Origin of the sequence: Bacteroides sp. MSB163 (genome assembly GCF_036416795.1) — a bacterium.
GTDB lineage: Bacteria > Bacteroidota > Bacteroidia > Bacteroidales > Bacteroidaceae > Bacteroides > Bacteroides maternus.
In genome coordinates, this window is record NZ_CP143867.1 from 5554402 (window position 1) to 5571888 (window position 17487).

The following is a 17487-nucleotide window of genomic DNA, read 5'->3' on the forward strand; positions in this document are numbered from 1 at the left end:
CTTAAAATATGAATGTAGTATAACTAATTGTTAAACCATTAATATCTGTATTATGAAGACAAGAAAATGGCCGGTACCCATTCTGGTGGCATTTACAGTCCTTTCATTTTGGGCCTGCGAAGATTGGGGGCAAATGGATCCTCCGGCAGGAAATCAGAAAAATCCCAAATTAGAGCAAGTCGCGAAGATTACTTTTGAGGATAAAGATTTTGATCCTCAAAGCCTCAACTATTATGCCTACGAAGGCGGAGACATAGCTGAGATTAAAGATGACGATGTACATGGCAAAGTTCTTCACCTACCTGACGGTTATGCCCGTATGTTCAATCCACTAAATAATGTGGAAGTACAGAATGGCGTATCACTGACATTCTGGGTGAAGCAGGCACTCCGCATCGATGAAGAAACGGAAGAAGAGTTAGAGCCAGATTTGGCAGGTGCCCTCTTTTCTTTCCAAAACAGCAACGGCACACAGCGCATGTTTCTCACCTCCAACGGCTGGCTGAAGTATGAAGGTGTGGATGGTGATTACGAGGTCAACAACCCCGAAACGAACAAAGTATCCAAAAATCCATTGCTGCTACCTGCCGGAGAATGGCACTACATGGCCATTACTATCCGCAATGACGGTTATAGCATCTATGTGGATGGCAAACAACGTATCGATAAAACTGTAGAGAAATCAAACTTTGACTTCGGAAAGATTGTACAGTTCATGGCCAGTACACCTTATATATATATAGGTTATGGTTCAGATACTCCCACTCAAGAAATGTGGATAGATGATATCGCAATTTACCGCAATCAAATTACCGACAGCCAATGCCAAATGCCGAACATAGGAGAGGGAGCATTCGAATATCTTGTGGGCGACCCCATCATCACTGTAGGTGCAGAAGATAATTCAGCAGCTTGGTGGACAGTATTCTCCAATTATTTCAGGATGCCCGCCGACGGCAACATGAAATTCAAATTCACCAACTACACCAGCGGTGCTGGCAACTGGAACAACTGGTGCTTCTGTCTCTGTACCGATGCCGAGCGGGATGGCAATGGTTATGCCGAATACTTTGTTATCCGCTCCGACCTTTACGGATGGGGTGACAGTTATGCCTCAGGTACATGGACTAATGAGGGCTACGGTGACTGGGATGCATTCCGTGCTGACATGCAAGGTGCAGAAGTGACTGTAACTGTCCAACGCAACGGAGCAACGGCAACTGTAGAGGCAGTAGCCAAAGCCATCAACGGCAACGTATACAAAGAAACTTTCACCACCACTTGCGGTGACGGTACACAAGTAGTCCGCGGCTTCTTTATAATGGACGGCTCACACATAGTATTCGACACTGAAGAAACCGCAGCGTTGACCACAGTGCCACTGACAAAGACTACTATTGGTGCCGAAGACTGTTCGTCTGCCTGGTGGACGGAATTCTCAGACTATTTCCAGATCCCCGTCGGACAGAATCTGCATCTCGAATTCGAGAACCATACCAATGGCACCGGCAACTGGAACAACTGGAATCTCTGCCTCTGTACCGATGCCGAGCGGAATGGCAATGGTTATGCCGAATACTTCGTCATCCGTTCCGATCTTTACGGATGGGGTGACAGTTATGCCTCGGGTACATGGACCAGCGAGGGTTACGGTGACTGGGATGCTTTCCGTACCGACATGGAAGGAGCCACAGTAGTCATCGACATCCAGCGTAACGGTGCTACGGTAACCACTACTGCGGTAGCTACCAGCAAAAATGGCAATATATATAAAGAAGCTTTTGTGACAGACTGCGGTGATGGAAACCAGACAGTACGGGCATTCCTTATCGTGGATGGAGCTCATCTCAAGATGGATAATTCAAATTGCTATCTGTACACTCCGTTATTCAAGTAATAACCTCTATAAACAAGAATATATTATGGACAATAAAACAATCACAATATCAACAGCCCCACGCTTGGCGAGTATGCTGCTGGCATTCGTCTTCCTACTGGCAGGACAAATGCTGTTCGCCCAGTCAAAGCAAGTTACAGGTGTCATAAAAGACGTCACCGGAGAAACTGTCATAGGTGCCAGCGTAGTTGAAAAAGGTACTACTAATGGTACTATAACAGATTTTGACGGAAACTTCAAATTAACAGTAGGCGACAAAGCCGTATTGCAAATCTCTTTCGTCGGTTATCAGACGCAAGAAATCAACACGGCAGGCAAGACTTCTTTTGTCGTGACATTGAAAGAAGACTCAGAGATGCTGGAAGAAGTTGTGGTAGTAGGATATGGCGCACAGAAAAAGGAAAGTGTTGTGGGAGCTATCTCGCAAGTATCTTCCAAGGAGTTGCTCCAATCTCCTGCCGCCAACGTATCCCAAGCCATTGCCGGTAAAATATCAGGTGTCATCACATCACAGACTTCCGGCGCTCCCGGTTCGGATGATACACAAATCTATATCCGTGGTCGTGCTACATTTGCCGGTGATGCCCAACCGCTTGTATTGGTAGATGGCGTGGAACGTGAATTCTCACAGATAGCCCCGGACGATATTGAAACTATTTCAGTATTGAAAGATGCTTCGGCAACAGCCGTTTATGGTGTACGTGGCGCAAACGGCGTTATGTTGATTACGACCAAACGTGGTAGAGAACAGAAACCTGAAGTAAGCCTGACCGCCAACTGGCAGATACAAAGCCCAACGCGCACGGATACTTACCTGAACTCTTACCAGTCTGTCAGCCTGCTGGAAGAAGCCCTCGCCAACGACGGACTTCCTTCACAATTCTCCGCCAACGACCTGGAAATGTATCGCAGATCGGTTGCCGGCGAATTGAGCGGCTTAGAGGCAATGCTATATCCCAATGTAGACTGGTATGATGAGGTATTGAAGAGTTCTTCTCCCGCACAACGTTATAACGTCAGTGTACGTGGCGGTACAAAGCGTATGCGCTATTATGCTTCCGGTGAACTATACGACCAAAAAGGGTTGATTAAGAATTTGAGTAATGACAAATATGGCAATTCTTCAAGCCCAAGCTTCCGTCGTTATGCATTCCGCGCTAATATGGACTTGTTCCTGACGAAAGATCTGACTTTCTCTGTCAACTTCGGTACTCGTTTTGAAGAACGTAAGGGTTCCAATACGACTGAAAGATCTGATTATAGCCAGATATTCTATGAAATGAACCACACCCCCGGATGGCTTTTCCCCGTATCTACAGTAGTACAAAACGGTGAAAGACAGGAAACCATCTATGGCGGTAGCTCACAGTATCAGAAAAACATCGTAGCATCCCTGGCCAAAGGCGGATATTATAAAGCTACGAATACCATCAATGAAACCAACTTCATCCTTGATTACAAGATGGACTGGCTGACTGAAGGATTAAGCGTAAAGGGTATGGCTTCATTCGACTATAACTCCTACGACAAAACCCTTTACCAGGCCACTTTCGCCACTTACGAGCTGAACAACCGCGATGATTTCGGAAATATCGATGCTTACAACCGCTTCGATGCTGATGGCGAATTAGCAGGTAGCAAAGATTCTTACACAATCTATAAGCTTTACATGGAAGCGCAAATCAACTATGCTCGCAAGTTCGGCAGACATGATGTAACAGCTATGGTGCTCTACAATCAAAATGACTATCGCTACAGAGCTGATCTTGCCAAGCGTTATCAAGGTCTTGTAGGTCGTGCCACCTATGGCTACGACGATCGTTATCTGGCAGAGGTTAACTTCGGTTACAACGGTTCAGAAAACTTCATGAAAGGCAAACGTTTCGGTTTCTTCCCCGCTTTCTCTTTAGGTTGGCGCATCAGTAATGAATCTTTCATGGAGAGTACTAAGGAGTGGCTAAACAATCTGAAGTTGCGTGCTTCTTACGGTCAGGTAGGTAACGATGTATATACCGTAGGCGGAGTGGCACAACGCTTCCTCTATGAAGAGAAATGGAGCCAGATCAGCAATGACTATATTTTCGGCACCAGTGGTAAGTCCGGCATCTACGAAACTCAATATCCTAACTATGCCGTTACTTGGGAGCGTGCCCACAAGTACAATATCGGTTTGGAGTTCGGATTGTGGAACGGATTGCTGAACGGTAACATCGACCTTTTCTATGAAAAGCGTAACGATATCCTGACCAACTATCTGACGCGCCCGGAATGGGTAGGCGTAACAATGGCTGCCGGTAACTTGGGTGAAACCGTAAACAGCGGTTTCGAGATTGAGTTAAAGCACAACAACCGTATCGGCGAAGACTTTTCATACAACGTCGGCCTGACATTCTCTCATGCCAAGAATGAAATTAAGAACATGGACGAGCCCGCACTGAAAACAGACTATCGCAAGCGCGAAGGTCATCCTATCGGTCAGTACTACGGACTGGTATGCGACGGCTTCGTAACTGCCGCCGACGTGGCTGATCCTAATTTCCCGACATCAACCTTTGGTAATGTACAGGTAGGCGATTTGAAATATCGCGATATGAATAATGATGGTTTTATTGACGAACGAGACGAAACATTCATCGGCTATAGCGATGTGCCCGAAAACACATATGCACTCACCTTGGGATGCAATTACAAAGGTATCGGTTTCAGCGTAATGTTCCAAGGCGTCGATCACGTAAGCCGTTATTATGATGCAGAAGCTATGTATGCCTTCGTCAGTGGCGGTAAAGTGAAAGAACACCATCTGGATCGTTGGAATCCTACTAAATCGGAATCCGAGAATTTGGCAAGTGCCAAATATCCATTGCTGCACTACGATAGTTACGGTGACCACAACCAGCGCCAGAACTCCTTCTTCCTGAAGAACGGTGCTTTCATGCGTCTGAAGAACATTGAGTTGAGCTATACATTGCCTGCCAAATGGGTAGAAAAAGTAGGCATGAGTGACTGCCGCCTCTACGTAAACGGTAACAACCTCATCACTTGGGATCATCTGGATGATCTGTGTGACCCGGAAAGTAACGGTTCCAACCGCTATCCGATTATGAAGACTGTGAACTTTGGTGTAAACATTAAATTCTGATAAAATGAAGAAGACATTATTATATGGCATATTTGCCCTGAGCATCGCCTCTGCCACACTTACTTCCTGCGAAGATATGTTTGGAGGCTTCCTTGACAAGCAGCCCAGTAATGAGTTGACGGGCGAAGAAGTATTCAGCGACTGGAACCTGATGTTACAGTTCCATTACGATACCTACAACTTTCTGCGCCACGGTGCCTGCCGCATCAATAATTCATGGCTGGATGCCGCTACAGACCTGGCAGAAACCAGTTACGCGACCGGTGGCGTGCGTACTACATTCAACATAGGTAATTATTACGGCAGCGGTGGCGCATCCGAACTAAGCGGTACTTGGGAACATTATTACCGTGGTATTCGCAAATGCAACATGATACTTACGCGCATAGAAAGCGTCCCCAAAAATATAGACCTGAAAGAAGATGAGTATATCAAACACAAAACTTATATCATCTCTGAAGCGCGTTTCTTGCGTGCTTGGTTCTATTGGGAACTCTTCCTGCGTTACGGTCCTATTCCTATAGTAACGGAGGTACTCGACCCTAATGGTGATTTATTGAGTAATTATACAACCCGTCCAAGTATAAAGGAATACGTTGTTGACTTTGTTCTAAAAGAACTGAGCGAATGTGAAGAAGGCCTGATGGTTTATAAAGACGCTTCAGACCAAGATGTTGCAGGACGTATCGGACAACCTATGGCTCGCGCGCTTTATAGCCGTATTATGCTGTATATGGCAAGCCCGCGCTACAGTAGCGAATCAAGCATCACGTGGCAACAGGCAGCCGATGCAGCAAAAGGTTTCATCGAAACCTACGGCGGTAACTACTCGTTGATGCAAGGTACGGACTCAAAGACAGCATTAACCAATGCCTGGTTATTGACTCCATATGAAGAAAGCAATAAAGAAATGATTTTCTATCGCAATGATGGAACCATCTCATGGAATAACATTCGCTATGATGTCCCGGTAGGTGAAGGAGGCAGTGGTGGTCTCTGCCCGTCCCAAAACCTAATAGACATGTATGACATGATTGACGGTAGTTCTCCTTTTCAGGAGTACGACGAAACCGGAGCCCCAGTTTATAACGGGGTTAATCCGAGCATCAACGCCGCAAGTGGTTACAGCGATGCCAACATGTGGGCTAATCGCGACGGACGTCTGGCAGCTTCCATTCTTTATAATGGCGTATCCTGGGGGAATGGTGTAATCAATGTTGTCAAGGGACAGCGTGATAATCCTGTAGGAAATGCTAACGCTACCCCGACCGGCTATTATGTACGCAAATACATGCCGGAAACCATCCTGAGTGCAAACCATAGCGGTAATTCACGTCGTCTCTGGACTATCATCCGCTATGCGGAAATTCTGCTGAATTATGCCGAAGCACTGAATGAAGTGCAAGGTCCTTGTAAGGAAGTATACGACCAACTCGACCTGATTCGGCATCGCGCAGGCATCACCGGCAATGTTGCCGACCGTACAGATCTGAACACCAAAGAGAAGATGCGCAACTTCATCCGCAAAGAACGCACGGTAGAATTGGCATTCGAAGAACATCGCGCATGGGACGTACGCCGCTGGAATGTAGCGGAAGAGGCATTGGGACGCAATATCATCGGTATCGATGTAGCTGCCAATGGAACCATCACCCGCAAAGTGGCCCAAAAACGCGTGTTCCAAAAGAAGATGTACCTCTATCCTATCCCTGAAGGTGAATACTGGAAAACAGGAATTGAAAACAATCCGGAATGGTAATCCTTAAATCAACTATAGAATATGTATAATTTGAATCATATCATAAAGAAAATGACCGGAGCAGGCAAAGCCTTGCTGCTGGTAACTTTACTCTTTGCCACCGGCGCTGTCTGGGCACAGAACACACAGACGTTGAAAGGCCGTATTGTGGACACGGAAGGCAATCCTATTGCCGGAGCCGTGGTGAATGTAGCCGAAGAAAGCCGCATCGTCCTCTCCGACGAGAACGGGTACTTCAGTTTGAAGAATGTAAGAGCGTCGGATGAAATATGCATCAGCAGCGTGGGATATAAAAATGCACAAGTAGCGGTAGACTTTAATGAAGGTTTCAAGATTGAACTGGAATCAGACCTTGACGAATACCTCCACACCACCCCTGTGGCATTCGGGCGCAAAGCCAAAAAGCTGGTTACCGAATCAACCTCTGTAGTAACCGGTGAAGAATTGCAAAAGCATCCTATCACAGTGCTTCAGAATGCATTCACCTCTACCGTTACCGGTATGGAAACTTACGAATGGTCCAGTGAACCGGGATGGACGGAAACAGCCATGTATATCCGTGGTATCCGTACCATGAATACCGGTGCACGTGCCCCGCTGGTTATGGTGGATAATATGGAACGTGACCTTTCTTTCCTCGACGCGTTCCCTATTGAGAACATCACCATCCTGAAAGATGCTGCCGCCACTGCAATTTACGGCATGCGCGGTGCCAATGGTGCAATCCTGGTAACTACCAAACGCGGTAGTGCGGGAAAGACGAATATCGACTTCACGCAGGAGGTAGGTTTCCAGATGTTGAGTAACAAAATGGAAAACCAGAATTCTTATAACATGGCTCTGACACGCAACCGGGTGAAATATTTGGATGGTCAGGATCCCATGTACACCGACGAACAGATTGAAATGTACCGCCGCGTATGCAACGGAGAAACACTGGAAGGTATCGATCAATACAGATACTTCAATACCAGTTGGGCCGACGAACTTTATCGCGAAACAGCTCCTATGTACAAGACTAACCTGCAAATCAGTGGTGGTAACGAACGTGCCCGCTATTATGTTTCATTCTCTTACCTCCGTCAGGAAGGCATGTGGAATGACAAGTGGACTAATTACAACGAGAACTACAACACCGGTCATACATTGAACCGCTGGAACTTACGTTCGAACATCGATATTGATGTAACCAAGCACCTCAACGTATCTCTTGACTTAGGTGGACGTATCGACAACATTACCCAGCCCACAGAAGGTGTGTTCAATTTAACTACATTTGGAGTTGTCGAAGCCAATCCGATGGAACCGGTATTCACACCGAATGGTCAGATCTACGCCTCCAGTACCGCTAACAATGCAGGTCGCTACCTCGCCGCTTCGGGTCAGGAAAAGAACCGTCGTCGTAATTTGTATTCTACATTGAACGTCAACGGTGATTTAAGCCCCATATTGAAAGGTCTGAAAGTGAATGCAACCATTAGTTTTGACTCCTATGAAACGTTCGAATCCACTCAAAGGAACAGTGTAAATTCATATAACTATGATTATATGAATATGGATGTAACCGATCCGTCACAATTCAAATATACGCAGTACACCACGTATTCCGCATTGAGTGATCCGACTCCTAACCAGCGTGAGTTCTACTACAATCTGAACTTGATGGGAGGTTTAGGTTACAGCAACAAATTCGGTCAACACACCGTTGAAGCCCGCGCATTCGCTCGCGCTTACCGTAACCAATCGAACGGATATGCATCTTCCAACCGTTATCTTTCATACAACGGACAAGTAACTTACGACTACGCCAACCGTTATATCTTCTCTGGAAACATCTCACGCATGGGTTGTGATAATTTCAGGGAAGACCAACGTTGGGGAACTTTCTACGGTGCATCCGCAGGTTGGGTAGCTTCCGAAGAGCCTTGGCTGAAAAATAAAAATATCAACCTCTTGAAACTTCGCGCTTCTTACGGTCGTGCCGGACAATCCACCACAGGCGGAGGTCGTTACGCTTATCAAAATACGTATGGTTCCGCTACCGGTTACGGTTTTGGATATTCCGGTTCTTACATCAACGGATTTGCGGAAACAATGGCTGGTAACGCCAATAACAAATGGGAAATCTCGGACATGCTGAATATCGGGTTGGACTTCGACTTCTGGAATAAAAAAATCTATGGTTCGGTAGATGCTTTCCAAGAATGGCGTTCTAACATTCTGGTTACTCGCACCAGTGTACCTTCTCTTTTAGGAATCTCCGTAGCAAAAGACTCATACGGAAAAGCTGAAACGAAAGGTTTTGAAGTTACACTCGGACATCGTCATCATATTGGTGATTTCAACTACTATATTGAAGGTATGTTAACCTACAATACGAATAAGATTACCGAAATGGACGAAACAGAACCTAACGTGGAATGGCAACGTAAAACAGGCAACCGTATCTATGACTACACTTCTGTAGCCGGCCTATACGAAAGCTCATTCAACAACGGTGTCGGCGGTTGGAACCGTTACAAATTCATTCAATGGGCCAGCGACGCCAACCTGATTGCAACCAGCCAGCAGGATGCTATTGACCATCCGGAAAAATATCCGTATAATGCAGCCTCCAATGGTGCACAGAAACTCGGTACAGCCGTATTCAAAGATTTAAATGGCGACCGCCAGATTGACTCTAACGACATGATACCGGATACATACACCATTATCCCCGAGTTGATTCCGACCCTTAACTTCGGTTTCGAATGGAAAGGTTTCGATGCCCGTGCCGTATTCACCGCTTATCTGAACCGTGATGTATTCTTGTCTCCGGCTGTTGCCTGGTCAGGATGGGGTAATCAAGGTACCCACGAAGTGGTAAAAACATGGGGTTACTATACAGACGATCCGCTTGATCCGCACAACGTGAATGCAACCTATCCTCGTCCTACTTACGGTAGTTATAATGCCATCGACAGTGACCGCGATACGGGAACTTATCAGAATGACATTTGGATTGTAAACGGCAACTTCTTGTCACTCCGCAACGTCGAAGTAGGTTATTCATTACCCAAACGGTTGATTGCAAAGGCCAACCTGACCAAGTGCCGTCTCTACTTCAGCGGATATAACCTCTGCACATGGAGCAGCGTACCCGATGGTTGTGACCCGGAAAAGCCGATGAGCTACGTATGGTGGTATCCAAAAACCCGGACATTTACATTCGGTATAAACATTGGTTTCTAATATGAAAAACAGAGAAATATGAAAAAGATATTCAAATATATGGCAGCCGCACTGCTGGCTGTAAATTTCACCTCTTGCAGCGACTTCTTAGACAAAGAGGTAGACTTGACCCTGGATGCGGAACAGGTGTTCCAGAAATTTGAGAATACCCGCGGCTATCTGGCAAATATATATACCTACCTACCGGATGCGTTCGTAGGTTATACAGATGGCCAGTTCCGTGGTGCATCACGCGATTGTATGACGGATAATGCACTCTCTTTCTGGAGTGTACATTACTATCACAGTGTATTGACAGACGCTTATTCCGCAACCAAACATTCGTTTGCAGAAGATTTCTGGCCAAAGAACTTCAAAGGCATCCGTGCCGCCAACAACTTTCTGAAGTATGCCCGCGAAAGCGTTGTGAAGAATACTGAAATGGAGGGTGACGACAACCGTTTGTACGACCGTTACATGGCTGAAGCCCGACTGCTCCGTGCCATCTTCCACTTCGACCAGGCCAGTTGGTTCGGCGATATCCCCATCGTAGGTGAAGATGAGAACGGCGAGCCCATCATTTTCGAATACACCAATCCGGAACAAATGAACATGGCACGCACCAATTGCGCCGATGCACTGAAATGGATTGCTGACGAATGTGATAAGATAAAAGACGTGTTGCCTTTCCGGTATGCACAGGAAGAGCTGAACTGGGGACGTGTGAACGGTGCTGCAGCGTATGCATTGAAAGCAAGAGCATTGTTGTACAGAGCATCACCTTTGCACAATCCTAACAATGACGCTTCCCTATGGAGGGAAGCTGCAACGGCTGCAACAGACTTCATCACGAAAAACAGAACCCAGAGCAATCCGTACAGACTGTATACTACGGCAGATAATGATACGGACAAGAACTATTATGAATGTTTCGTTTCCACGCCTCACCTGAACAACGAGTATATCTTGAGTCGTTCAGAATGGCAAACCCGTGAAATTGAACTGTTCCTGGCTCCCTGCGGATTCAGTGGTAGTGTAAACTCAACCGGACGTACCAATCCGACACAGAACCTGGTGGATAGCTATGAAACTAAAAATGGTCTTCCTATAGATAAAGATCCGTCTTACGATCCGCAGAATCCGTACGCCAACCGTGACCCACGTTTGGAGCAAACCATTCTGCACCACGGTTCTATCTGGGGAGATGCAAAACAAGATGAAGAACGTGAAGTAGATGTTACTTATGGTTCCGGCAAAGATTATCATGAACTGCACGGTGGAACACTCACCGGATACTATACTAAGAAGTTCCTGAATAATATGTCGTTCAAGAGTCCGACTACTTATACACACGCCTGTCCTATCTTCCGCTATGCCGAAGTATTGCTGAATGCTGCCGAAGCCATCAACGAAGCTGAAGGTCCAGACAATGCTTATCAATATGTGAACGAAGTGCGTGCCCGTGTAGGCATGCCACCCTACAGTGGAATGAGCCAGTCGCAGCTTCGCGAACGTATCCGCAACGAACGCCGCATCGAACTTTGCTTCGAGGACCATCGTTTCTTCGACGAGCGCCGCTGGAAGTTATTCGAAAGCAAAAGTGCCGCCAGCGAAAAGAATCTGCCCTACTACCAGCAGGTTTACAACCTTTACGGTGTAGCTGTAACTCCGGGGCAAAGTACGGTGTTCAATTACGGTCCGGCGGAAATGCACCAATCACGTGCATTCAACAGTCCGAAGAACTACTACTTCCCCATACCGGATGCCGAAATCAAGAGATTGCCTAACTTAGGACAAAATCCCGGCTGGGAAATGCAATAAAAAAATAAACTCATTAAAACTCCGAAAATATGAAACTTAATAAATGGTTAAGTATACTAGTGGTGAGTTGCTCACTGCTAATCGGTTTTACCGCTTGTGACGACGATGATAACGATTACGGTGAACTCTCACTCGGTGCTCCCGTACTGACCGAGATTGCAGCCCCTACTGCCATAGCAACTTCTGATGTAATGGTCAGTCAAAAAGATTTGGATGAAGGCACTATCAGAGTAATGACCTATGGTTTCTGCTATGATACCTCCAAGAATCCTACCATCTACAGTGCCACAGTGAAAACTCTTCCTGAGAATGGAAAGATGGAAGCAACTCTGACTGAGTTGGCAGACAATACTGTATATTATGTACGGGCTTTTGCTACTCTTTACCCTAATGGAGTAGTTTATTCGCCTGAAATGGAAATGACTGTAGGAGTAACAGAACCGGAAACACCTTCAGAAGAAACCCCTACTGAATAAAACTATATTAATTACGAGTTACAATTATAAAAGCAACGCTTTTAAATTGTAACTCGTAATTTGTTTCTCTATAGTACTAATTTACCAATAACAATTTACTTATGAAGTTCTTCAAGTGGACCCTATTACTCTTCAGTTATTCAGTTTTATCAGGAGCGTGCAGCAGCGAAAGCAATGAGCCTGACATAGACGAGACAACTATTTCCATTTCGGCACCATCTGTGTCAAATGTTACGGAAGATAGAGCAACTATAATTGCGACTATCACAACAAATACCCCATCCGCTATCTTAAAGAAAGGTATTTGTTATGATACCCAGTCTAATCCGACCATTTCCAACCGGACTGTTGAAATGAGCAGCGCAGGTCTGTCACTCAACCTGACCATAACGGAACTTGAGCCTGAAACTAAATACTATGCCAAGGCTTTTGCTACTGTAGCCAATGGAAGTCCTGTCTATTCAACAGAAATTTCATTCACAACAGCAGCCCGCAGCATTACTTCCGAATTGGACAAATACATAGCTCCTTCCTATCCTGATGATTATACCAGCATTGCAGACTGGAGCAACAGAAGCCAATGGAATTTAGCCAATGTACATGACCCCAGTATAGTACTAGCTGAAGACGGTTATTATTATATGTATCAGACGGATGCCTCGTATGGCAATGCGCATGAATACGGCGGACATTTTCACTGCCGTCGATCCAAAGACCTCGTGAATTGGGAATACATGGGAGGTACCATGAACTCACTACCCGGCTGGGTGATTCCTAAATTGAACGAAATACGCAAAGCCATGGGGTTGAATGAAGTTCAGCCTGCCATAAATACCTTTGGTTATTGGGCACCTTGTGTCCGGAAAGTCAGAAACGGGCTTTACCGCATGTACTATTCCATCGTATGCCCGGGCTTGCTCAACGGTGAGAACACTTGGGGCGAACGTGCCTTTATCGGCATGATGGAAAACACCGACCCTGCCAATAATGGAGGTTGGGAAGACAAAGGATACGTCATCACAAATGCCTCTGATAAAGAATTAAATTTCAACGTCAAGCCCGATGACTGGACAAATTGCTATTATAAATGGAATGCAATCGACCCCAGTTATATTATCGACAAAGATGGCAAGCACTATCTGGTTTACGGCTCATGGCATAGCGGCATAGCGGCGCTGGAAGTAGATGCAGCCACCGGAAAGCCACTGAATACATTGCCCAAGCCTTGGGGAACGGAAGAAGATATAGCTCCTTACGGGCAACTACTCGTCACCCGCCAAATTGGGAATCGCTGGCAGGCATCCGAAGGACCGGAAATCATTTATAATCCAAACACTGGATATTATTACCTGTTCATGGCTTATGATGCATTGGATGTACCTTATAACACACGCGTGTGTCGTTCTCAAAGCATTTTGGGGCCTTACTTAGGCATTGACGGAACAGATCTCACCAGATTCGGCGGCGAAATGCTCCCCATCGTTACACACCCCTACAAGTTCAGCAACAGCAACGGATGGGTAGGTATCGCTCACTGTGCTATTTTTGACGATGGAAATGGGAATTGGTATTATGCCTCGCAAGGACGTCTGCCCAAAGATATACCGGGTATCAATGCGAGCAATGCCGTGATGATGGGGCATGTACGTTCCATCAAATGGACCAGTACGGGATGGCCGGTAGTAATGCCGGAACGTTATGGCGCCGTGCCCCAACTGCCTATAACAGAAGATGAACTGACAGGGAGTTGGGAACATATAGACCTCTCCTATTCTTACGGAAAGCAGAAAACATCCAATACAATGACACTTTCTGCCGATCATAAAGTAACCGATGGTTCTTGGAAAGGTGCAACATGGAACTATGATACAGACAATCAGCGTATCACATTCAGCAATGGAGTGGAGGTATGCCTGCAAAGAGAAGCAGATTGGGAAGTCAGCCCAAGAACTCATACGATTGTCTATGCAGGATATACCAACAGCAAGACATATTGGGGTAAAAAGAAAAAATGAGATAAGTTCCCGTCAACATCCGGATAGGATTTGAGCCGTATCTAGTCCATATCTGCTCCGTATCTATACACTTGAACTTGGTAGAGAGTTGATAAGGAGTTGATACGGACTTAGAGGAAGGGGGGGGGAATCTGAGCTTTTAAACAGCCTCGGACATCCAACTTCTAAGGCTATTTTTTTACTTTTATGTTACATAACATATACAAGTGTTACTAATACACTCAAATAAAGTGTTACTTTTACACCCAAAATCAGATAATTATCTCATTTACATTAAAAATAGAACCATGAAAAACAGTTTTCTACTTGCAGGAATTGCCGCACTGATGTTATCTGCGTGCAATAACAAGCCAGCTCAGAAGTTGACTTTGTCCGGTCTGAATCCGGTGAATTTTCAAACAGAAGTGAACAATGCCAAAACAGACCTTTACACCTTGAAGAACAAGTCGGGCATGGAAGTATGCATCACTAACTTCGGAGGACGTATCGTTTCTATTATGGTTCCCGATAAAAACGGGAATATGCAGGACGTTGTTCTAGGCTTTGACAGCATTGCCGACTATGTCAACATTCCGAGTGACTTCGGTGCTTCTATCGGCCGCTATGCAAACCGCATCAACCAGGGAAGAATCGTACTGGACGGAGACACTATCCAATTACCGCAAAACAACTTCGGGCATTGCTTGCATGGTGGTCCCAAAGGCTGGCAATATCAGGTATATGAAGCCAATCCGATTGACGACACTACCTTGGAACTGACTCGTATTTCACCGGACGGAGATGAAAAATTCCCAGGCAACGTAACAGCTAAAGTTCTTTTCAAACTGACTGATGACAACGCTATAGATATAAAGTATAGTGCTACCACAGATAAGAAAACGGTTATCAACATGACCAACCACTCCTACTTCAACTTATCCGGTAATCCTGCAAATGCTGCAACAGATCATATCTTATATGTAAATGCAGACAATTACACTCCAGTAGACAGCACATTTATGACTACAGGAGAAATTGTAACCGTGAAAGATACTCCGATGGACTTCACTACTCCCAAGACTGTAGGACAAGACATCACAAACTTCGATTTCGCACAGTTGAAGAATGGAAACGGTTATGACCACAATTGGGTGCTGAACACAAAGGGCGACCTCTCTCAGGTAGCTGCAAAAATGACATCACCGGTAAGTGGTATTACACTGGAAGTTTACACCAACGAACCGGGTATACAGGTTTATACAGGCAATTTCCTGGATGGAACCGTAACCGGCAAAAAAGGTATCACTTATAATCAACGTGCTTCCGTTTGCCTGGAAACACAGCACTATCCCGACAGTCCCAATAAGCCCGAATGGCCGAGCGTTGTACTGGAGCCGGGACAAACTTACAACAGCGAATGTATTTTTAAATTCTCAGTAGAGAAATAATAGTTAACTTTTAAACATAAGTATTGTGGAAGCATTAGATTGGATTGTAATTGGAGTCTTCGCTTTGGCTCTGATAGGTATTATTGTTTGGGTTGTCAGACAAAAACAGAACGACTCAGCAGATTATTTCTTGGGTGGACGTGATGCTACATGGATTGCGATTGGTGCATCTATTTTTGCATCAAATATCGGTTCGGAACACCTGATTGGTTTGGCAGGCGCAGGAGCTTCCAGTGGTATGGCTATGGCACACTGGGAGATTCAGGGATGGATGATTCTTATTTTGGGATGGGTATTCGTGCCTTTCTATTCAAGAAGTATGGTATATACGATGCCTGAATTCCTGGAACGTCGTTATAATCCGCAATCACGTACCATATTGTCTGTTATCTCTTTAATCAGTTACGTATTGACTAAGGTAGCAGTTACGGTATATGCCGGTGGTTTGGTTTTCCAACAAGTATTCGGAATTAAAGAACTTTGGGGAATTGATTTCTTCTGGATTGCAGCAATCGGTCTGGTTTTGATAACTGCGTTATATACAATCTTTGGTGGTATGAAGTCTGTACTTTATACTTCTGTATTGCAAACACCTATTTTGTTATTGGGCTCACTGATTATTCTCGTTCTTGGTTTCAAAGAATTAGGTGGATGGGACGAAATGATGAGAATTTGTGGTGCAGTTACCGTAAACGATCAAGGAAATACTATGACGGAATTAATCCGCAGCAATAGTGACCCTAACTTCCCCTGGCTGGGAGCATTGATAGGATCAGCTATCATCGGTTTCTGGTACTGGTGTACCGACCAATTCATCGTGCAACGTGTTCTTTCAGGTAAGAACCAGAAAGAAGCACGTCGCGGTACTATCTTCGGTGCCTATCTGAAACTGTTACCCGTATTCTTATTCCTGATTCCGGGTATGATTGCTTTTGCATTGCATCAGAAGTATCTGGGTGCCGGTGGTGAAGGTTTCTTGCCGATGCTGGACAACGGTGTGGCAAATGCCGATGCAGCTTTCCCGACATTGGTAGCAAAACTATTGCCGGCAGGTGTTAAAGGTCTGGTAGTTTGCGGTATCCTGGCAGCTTTGATGAGCTCACTGGCGTCTCTTTTCAACTCCTCAGCTATGTTGTTTACAATTGACTTCTACAAACGCTTCAGGCCCAAAACATCTGAAAAGAAATTGGTGGGTATCGGGCAAGCAGCAACTGTTGTAATTGTGATTCTGGGTATTTTATGGATACCTATCATGCGTAGCGTAGGTGATGTACTTTATACTTACCTGCAAGACGTACAGTCTGTATTGGCACCGGGTATCGCCGCAGCCTTCCTGTTGGGTATCTGCTGGAAGCGTACTTCTGCACAAGGTGGTATGTGGGGATTGATTGCCGGTATGGTTATTGGTCTGACTCGTTTGGGAGCCAAAGTATATTATAGTAACGCAGGCGACGTGGCAGGCGGTACATTCAAATATCTGTTCTATGATATGAACTGGTTGTTCTTCTGTGGATGGATGTTCTTATTCTGTATCATCGTAGTTATCTTGGTCAGCCTGGCTACGAAAGCGCCAAGTGCGGAGAAAATACAAGGCTTGGTATTTGGTACTTCAACTCCAGAACAATTAGCGGAAACGCGCGTCAGTTGGAACCATTGGGATATTATCCATACGGTTATTATCCTGGGTATCACTGCCGCTTTCTATATCTATTTCTGGTAAAACAGTTACAAGCTACGGGCTAC

Annotated in this window: 9 protein-coding genes; all 9 read left to right on the plus strand. The window is 45.5% G+C overall.

Annotated features, from left to right (window positions below):
• The first annotated feature begins 52 nt into the window (after positions 1-52).
• The 9 genes from VYM24_RS21945 (at position 53) to VYM24_RS21985 (ending at position 17464) form a co-directional block, all read left to right on the plus strand.
• The gene (locus tag VYM24_RS21945) at positions 53-1897 is read left to right on the plus strand and encodes a LamG-like jellyroll fold domain-containing protein (protein WP_330940949.1); all 1845 of its coding nucleotides are present in this window, start codon (positions 53-55) and stop codon (positions 1895-1897) included.
• A 73-nt stretch (positions 1898-1970) separates the two neighbouring features.
• Complete coding sequence (locus VYM24_RS21950) at positions 1971-5036, plus strand: SusC/RagA family TonB-linked outer membrane protein (protein WP_330942281.1); 3066 nt, start codon at positions 1971-1973, stop codon at positions 5034-5036.
• 4 nt (positions 5037-5040) lie between these two features.
• The gene (locus VYM24_RS21955; protein WP_294605973.1) at positions 5041-6795 is read left to right on the plus strand and encodes a RagB/SusD family nutrient uptake outer membrane protein; all 1755 of its coding nucleotides are present in this window, start codon (positions 5041-5043) and stop codon (positions 6793-6795) included.
• A gap of 21 nt (positions 6796-6816) precedes the next feature.
• On the plus strand, positions 6817-10026 hold the full coding sequence (locus VYM24_RS21960) for a SusC/RagA family TonB-linked outer membrane protein (RefSeq protein ID WP_330940950.1): 3210 nt from the start codon (positions 6817-6819) through the stop codon (positions 10024-10026).
• 18 nt (positions 10027-10044) lie between these two features.
• A complete protein-coding gene (locus tag VYM24_RS21965) occupies positions 10045-11826 on the plus strand; it encodes a RagB/SusD family nutrient uptake outer membrane protein (protein WP_007663853.1) in 1782 nt (593 codons plus the stop codon).
• A gap of 29 nt (positions 11827-11855) precedes the next feature.
• On the plus strand, positions 11856-12302 hold the full coding sequence (locus VYM24_RS21970) for a hypothetical protein (RefSeq protein ID WP_299096329.1): 447 nt from the start codon (positions 11856-11858) through the stop codon (positions 12300-12302).
• Positions 12303-12403: 101 nt separating this feature from the next.
• Positions 12404-14317, plus strand: coding sequence for an arabinan endo-1,5-alpha-L-arabinosidase (locus tag VYM24_RS21975; protein WP_299096327.1), 1914 nt, complete (start codon positions 12404-12406; stop codon positions 14315-14317).
• 287 nt (positions 14318-14604) lie between these two features.
• The gene (locus tag VYM24_RS21980) at positions 14605-15744 is read left to right on the plus strand and encodes an aldose epimerase family protein (protein WP_299096325.1); all 1140 of its coding nucleotides are present in this window, start codon (positions 14605-14607) and stop codon (positions 15742-15744) included.
• Between the two features lie 25 nt (positions 15745-15769).
• Entirely contained in the window at positions 15770-17464 is a 1695-nt protein-coding gene (locus tag VYM24_RS21985; RefSeq protein ID WP_294605961.1) for a sodium:solute symporter, read from the plus strand.
• Positions 17465-17487 lie beyond the last annotated feature (23 nt).

Coding starts and splice junctions, on each gene's coding strand:
- VYM24_RS21975 (WP_299096327.1), top strand. CDS start 12,404: ATGAAGTTCTTCAAGTGGACCCTATTACTCTTCAGTTATTCAGTTTTA.
- VYM24_RS21980 (WP_299096325.1), top strand. CDS start 14,605: ATGAAAAACAGTTTTCTACTTGCAGGAATTGCCGCACTGATGTTATCT.
- VYM24_RS21970 (WP_299096329.1), top strand. CDS start 11,856: ATGAAACTTAATAAATGGTTAAGTATACTAGTGGTGAGTTGCTCACTG.
- VYM24_RS21965 (WP_007663853.1), top strand. CDS start 10,045: ATGAAAAAGATATTCAAATATATGGCAGCCGCACTGCTGGCTGTAAAT.
- VYM24_RS21945 (WP_330940949.1), top strand. CDS start 53: ATGAAGACAAGAAAATGGCCGGTACCCATTCTGGTGGCATTTACAGTC.
- VYM24_RS21960 (WP_330940950.1), top strand. CDS start 6,817: ATGTATAATTTGAATCATATCATAAAGAAAATGACCGGAGCAGGCAAA.
- VYM24_RS21950 (WP_330942281.1), top strand. CDS start 1,971: ATGCTGCTGGCATTCGTCTTCCTACTGGCAGGACAAATGCTGTTCGCC.
- VYM24_RS21955 (WP_294605973.1), top strand. CDS start 5,041: ATGAAGAAGACATTATTATATGGCATATTTGCCCTGAGCATCGCCTCT.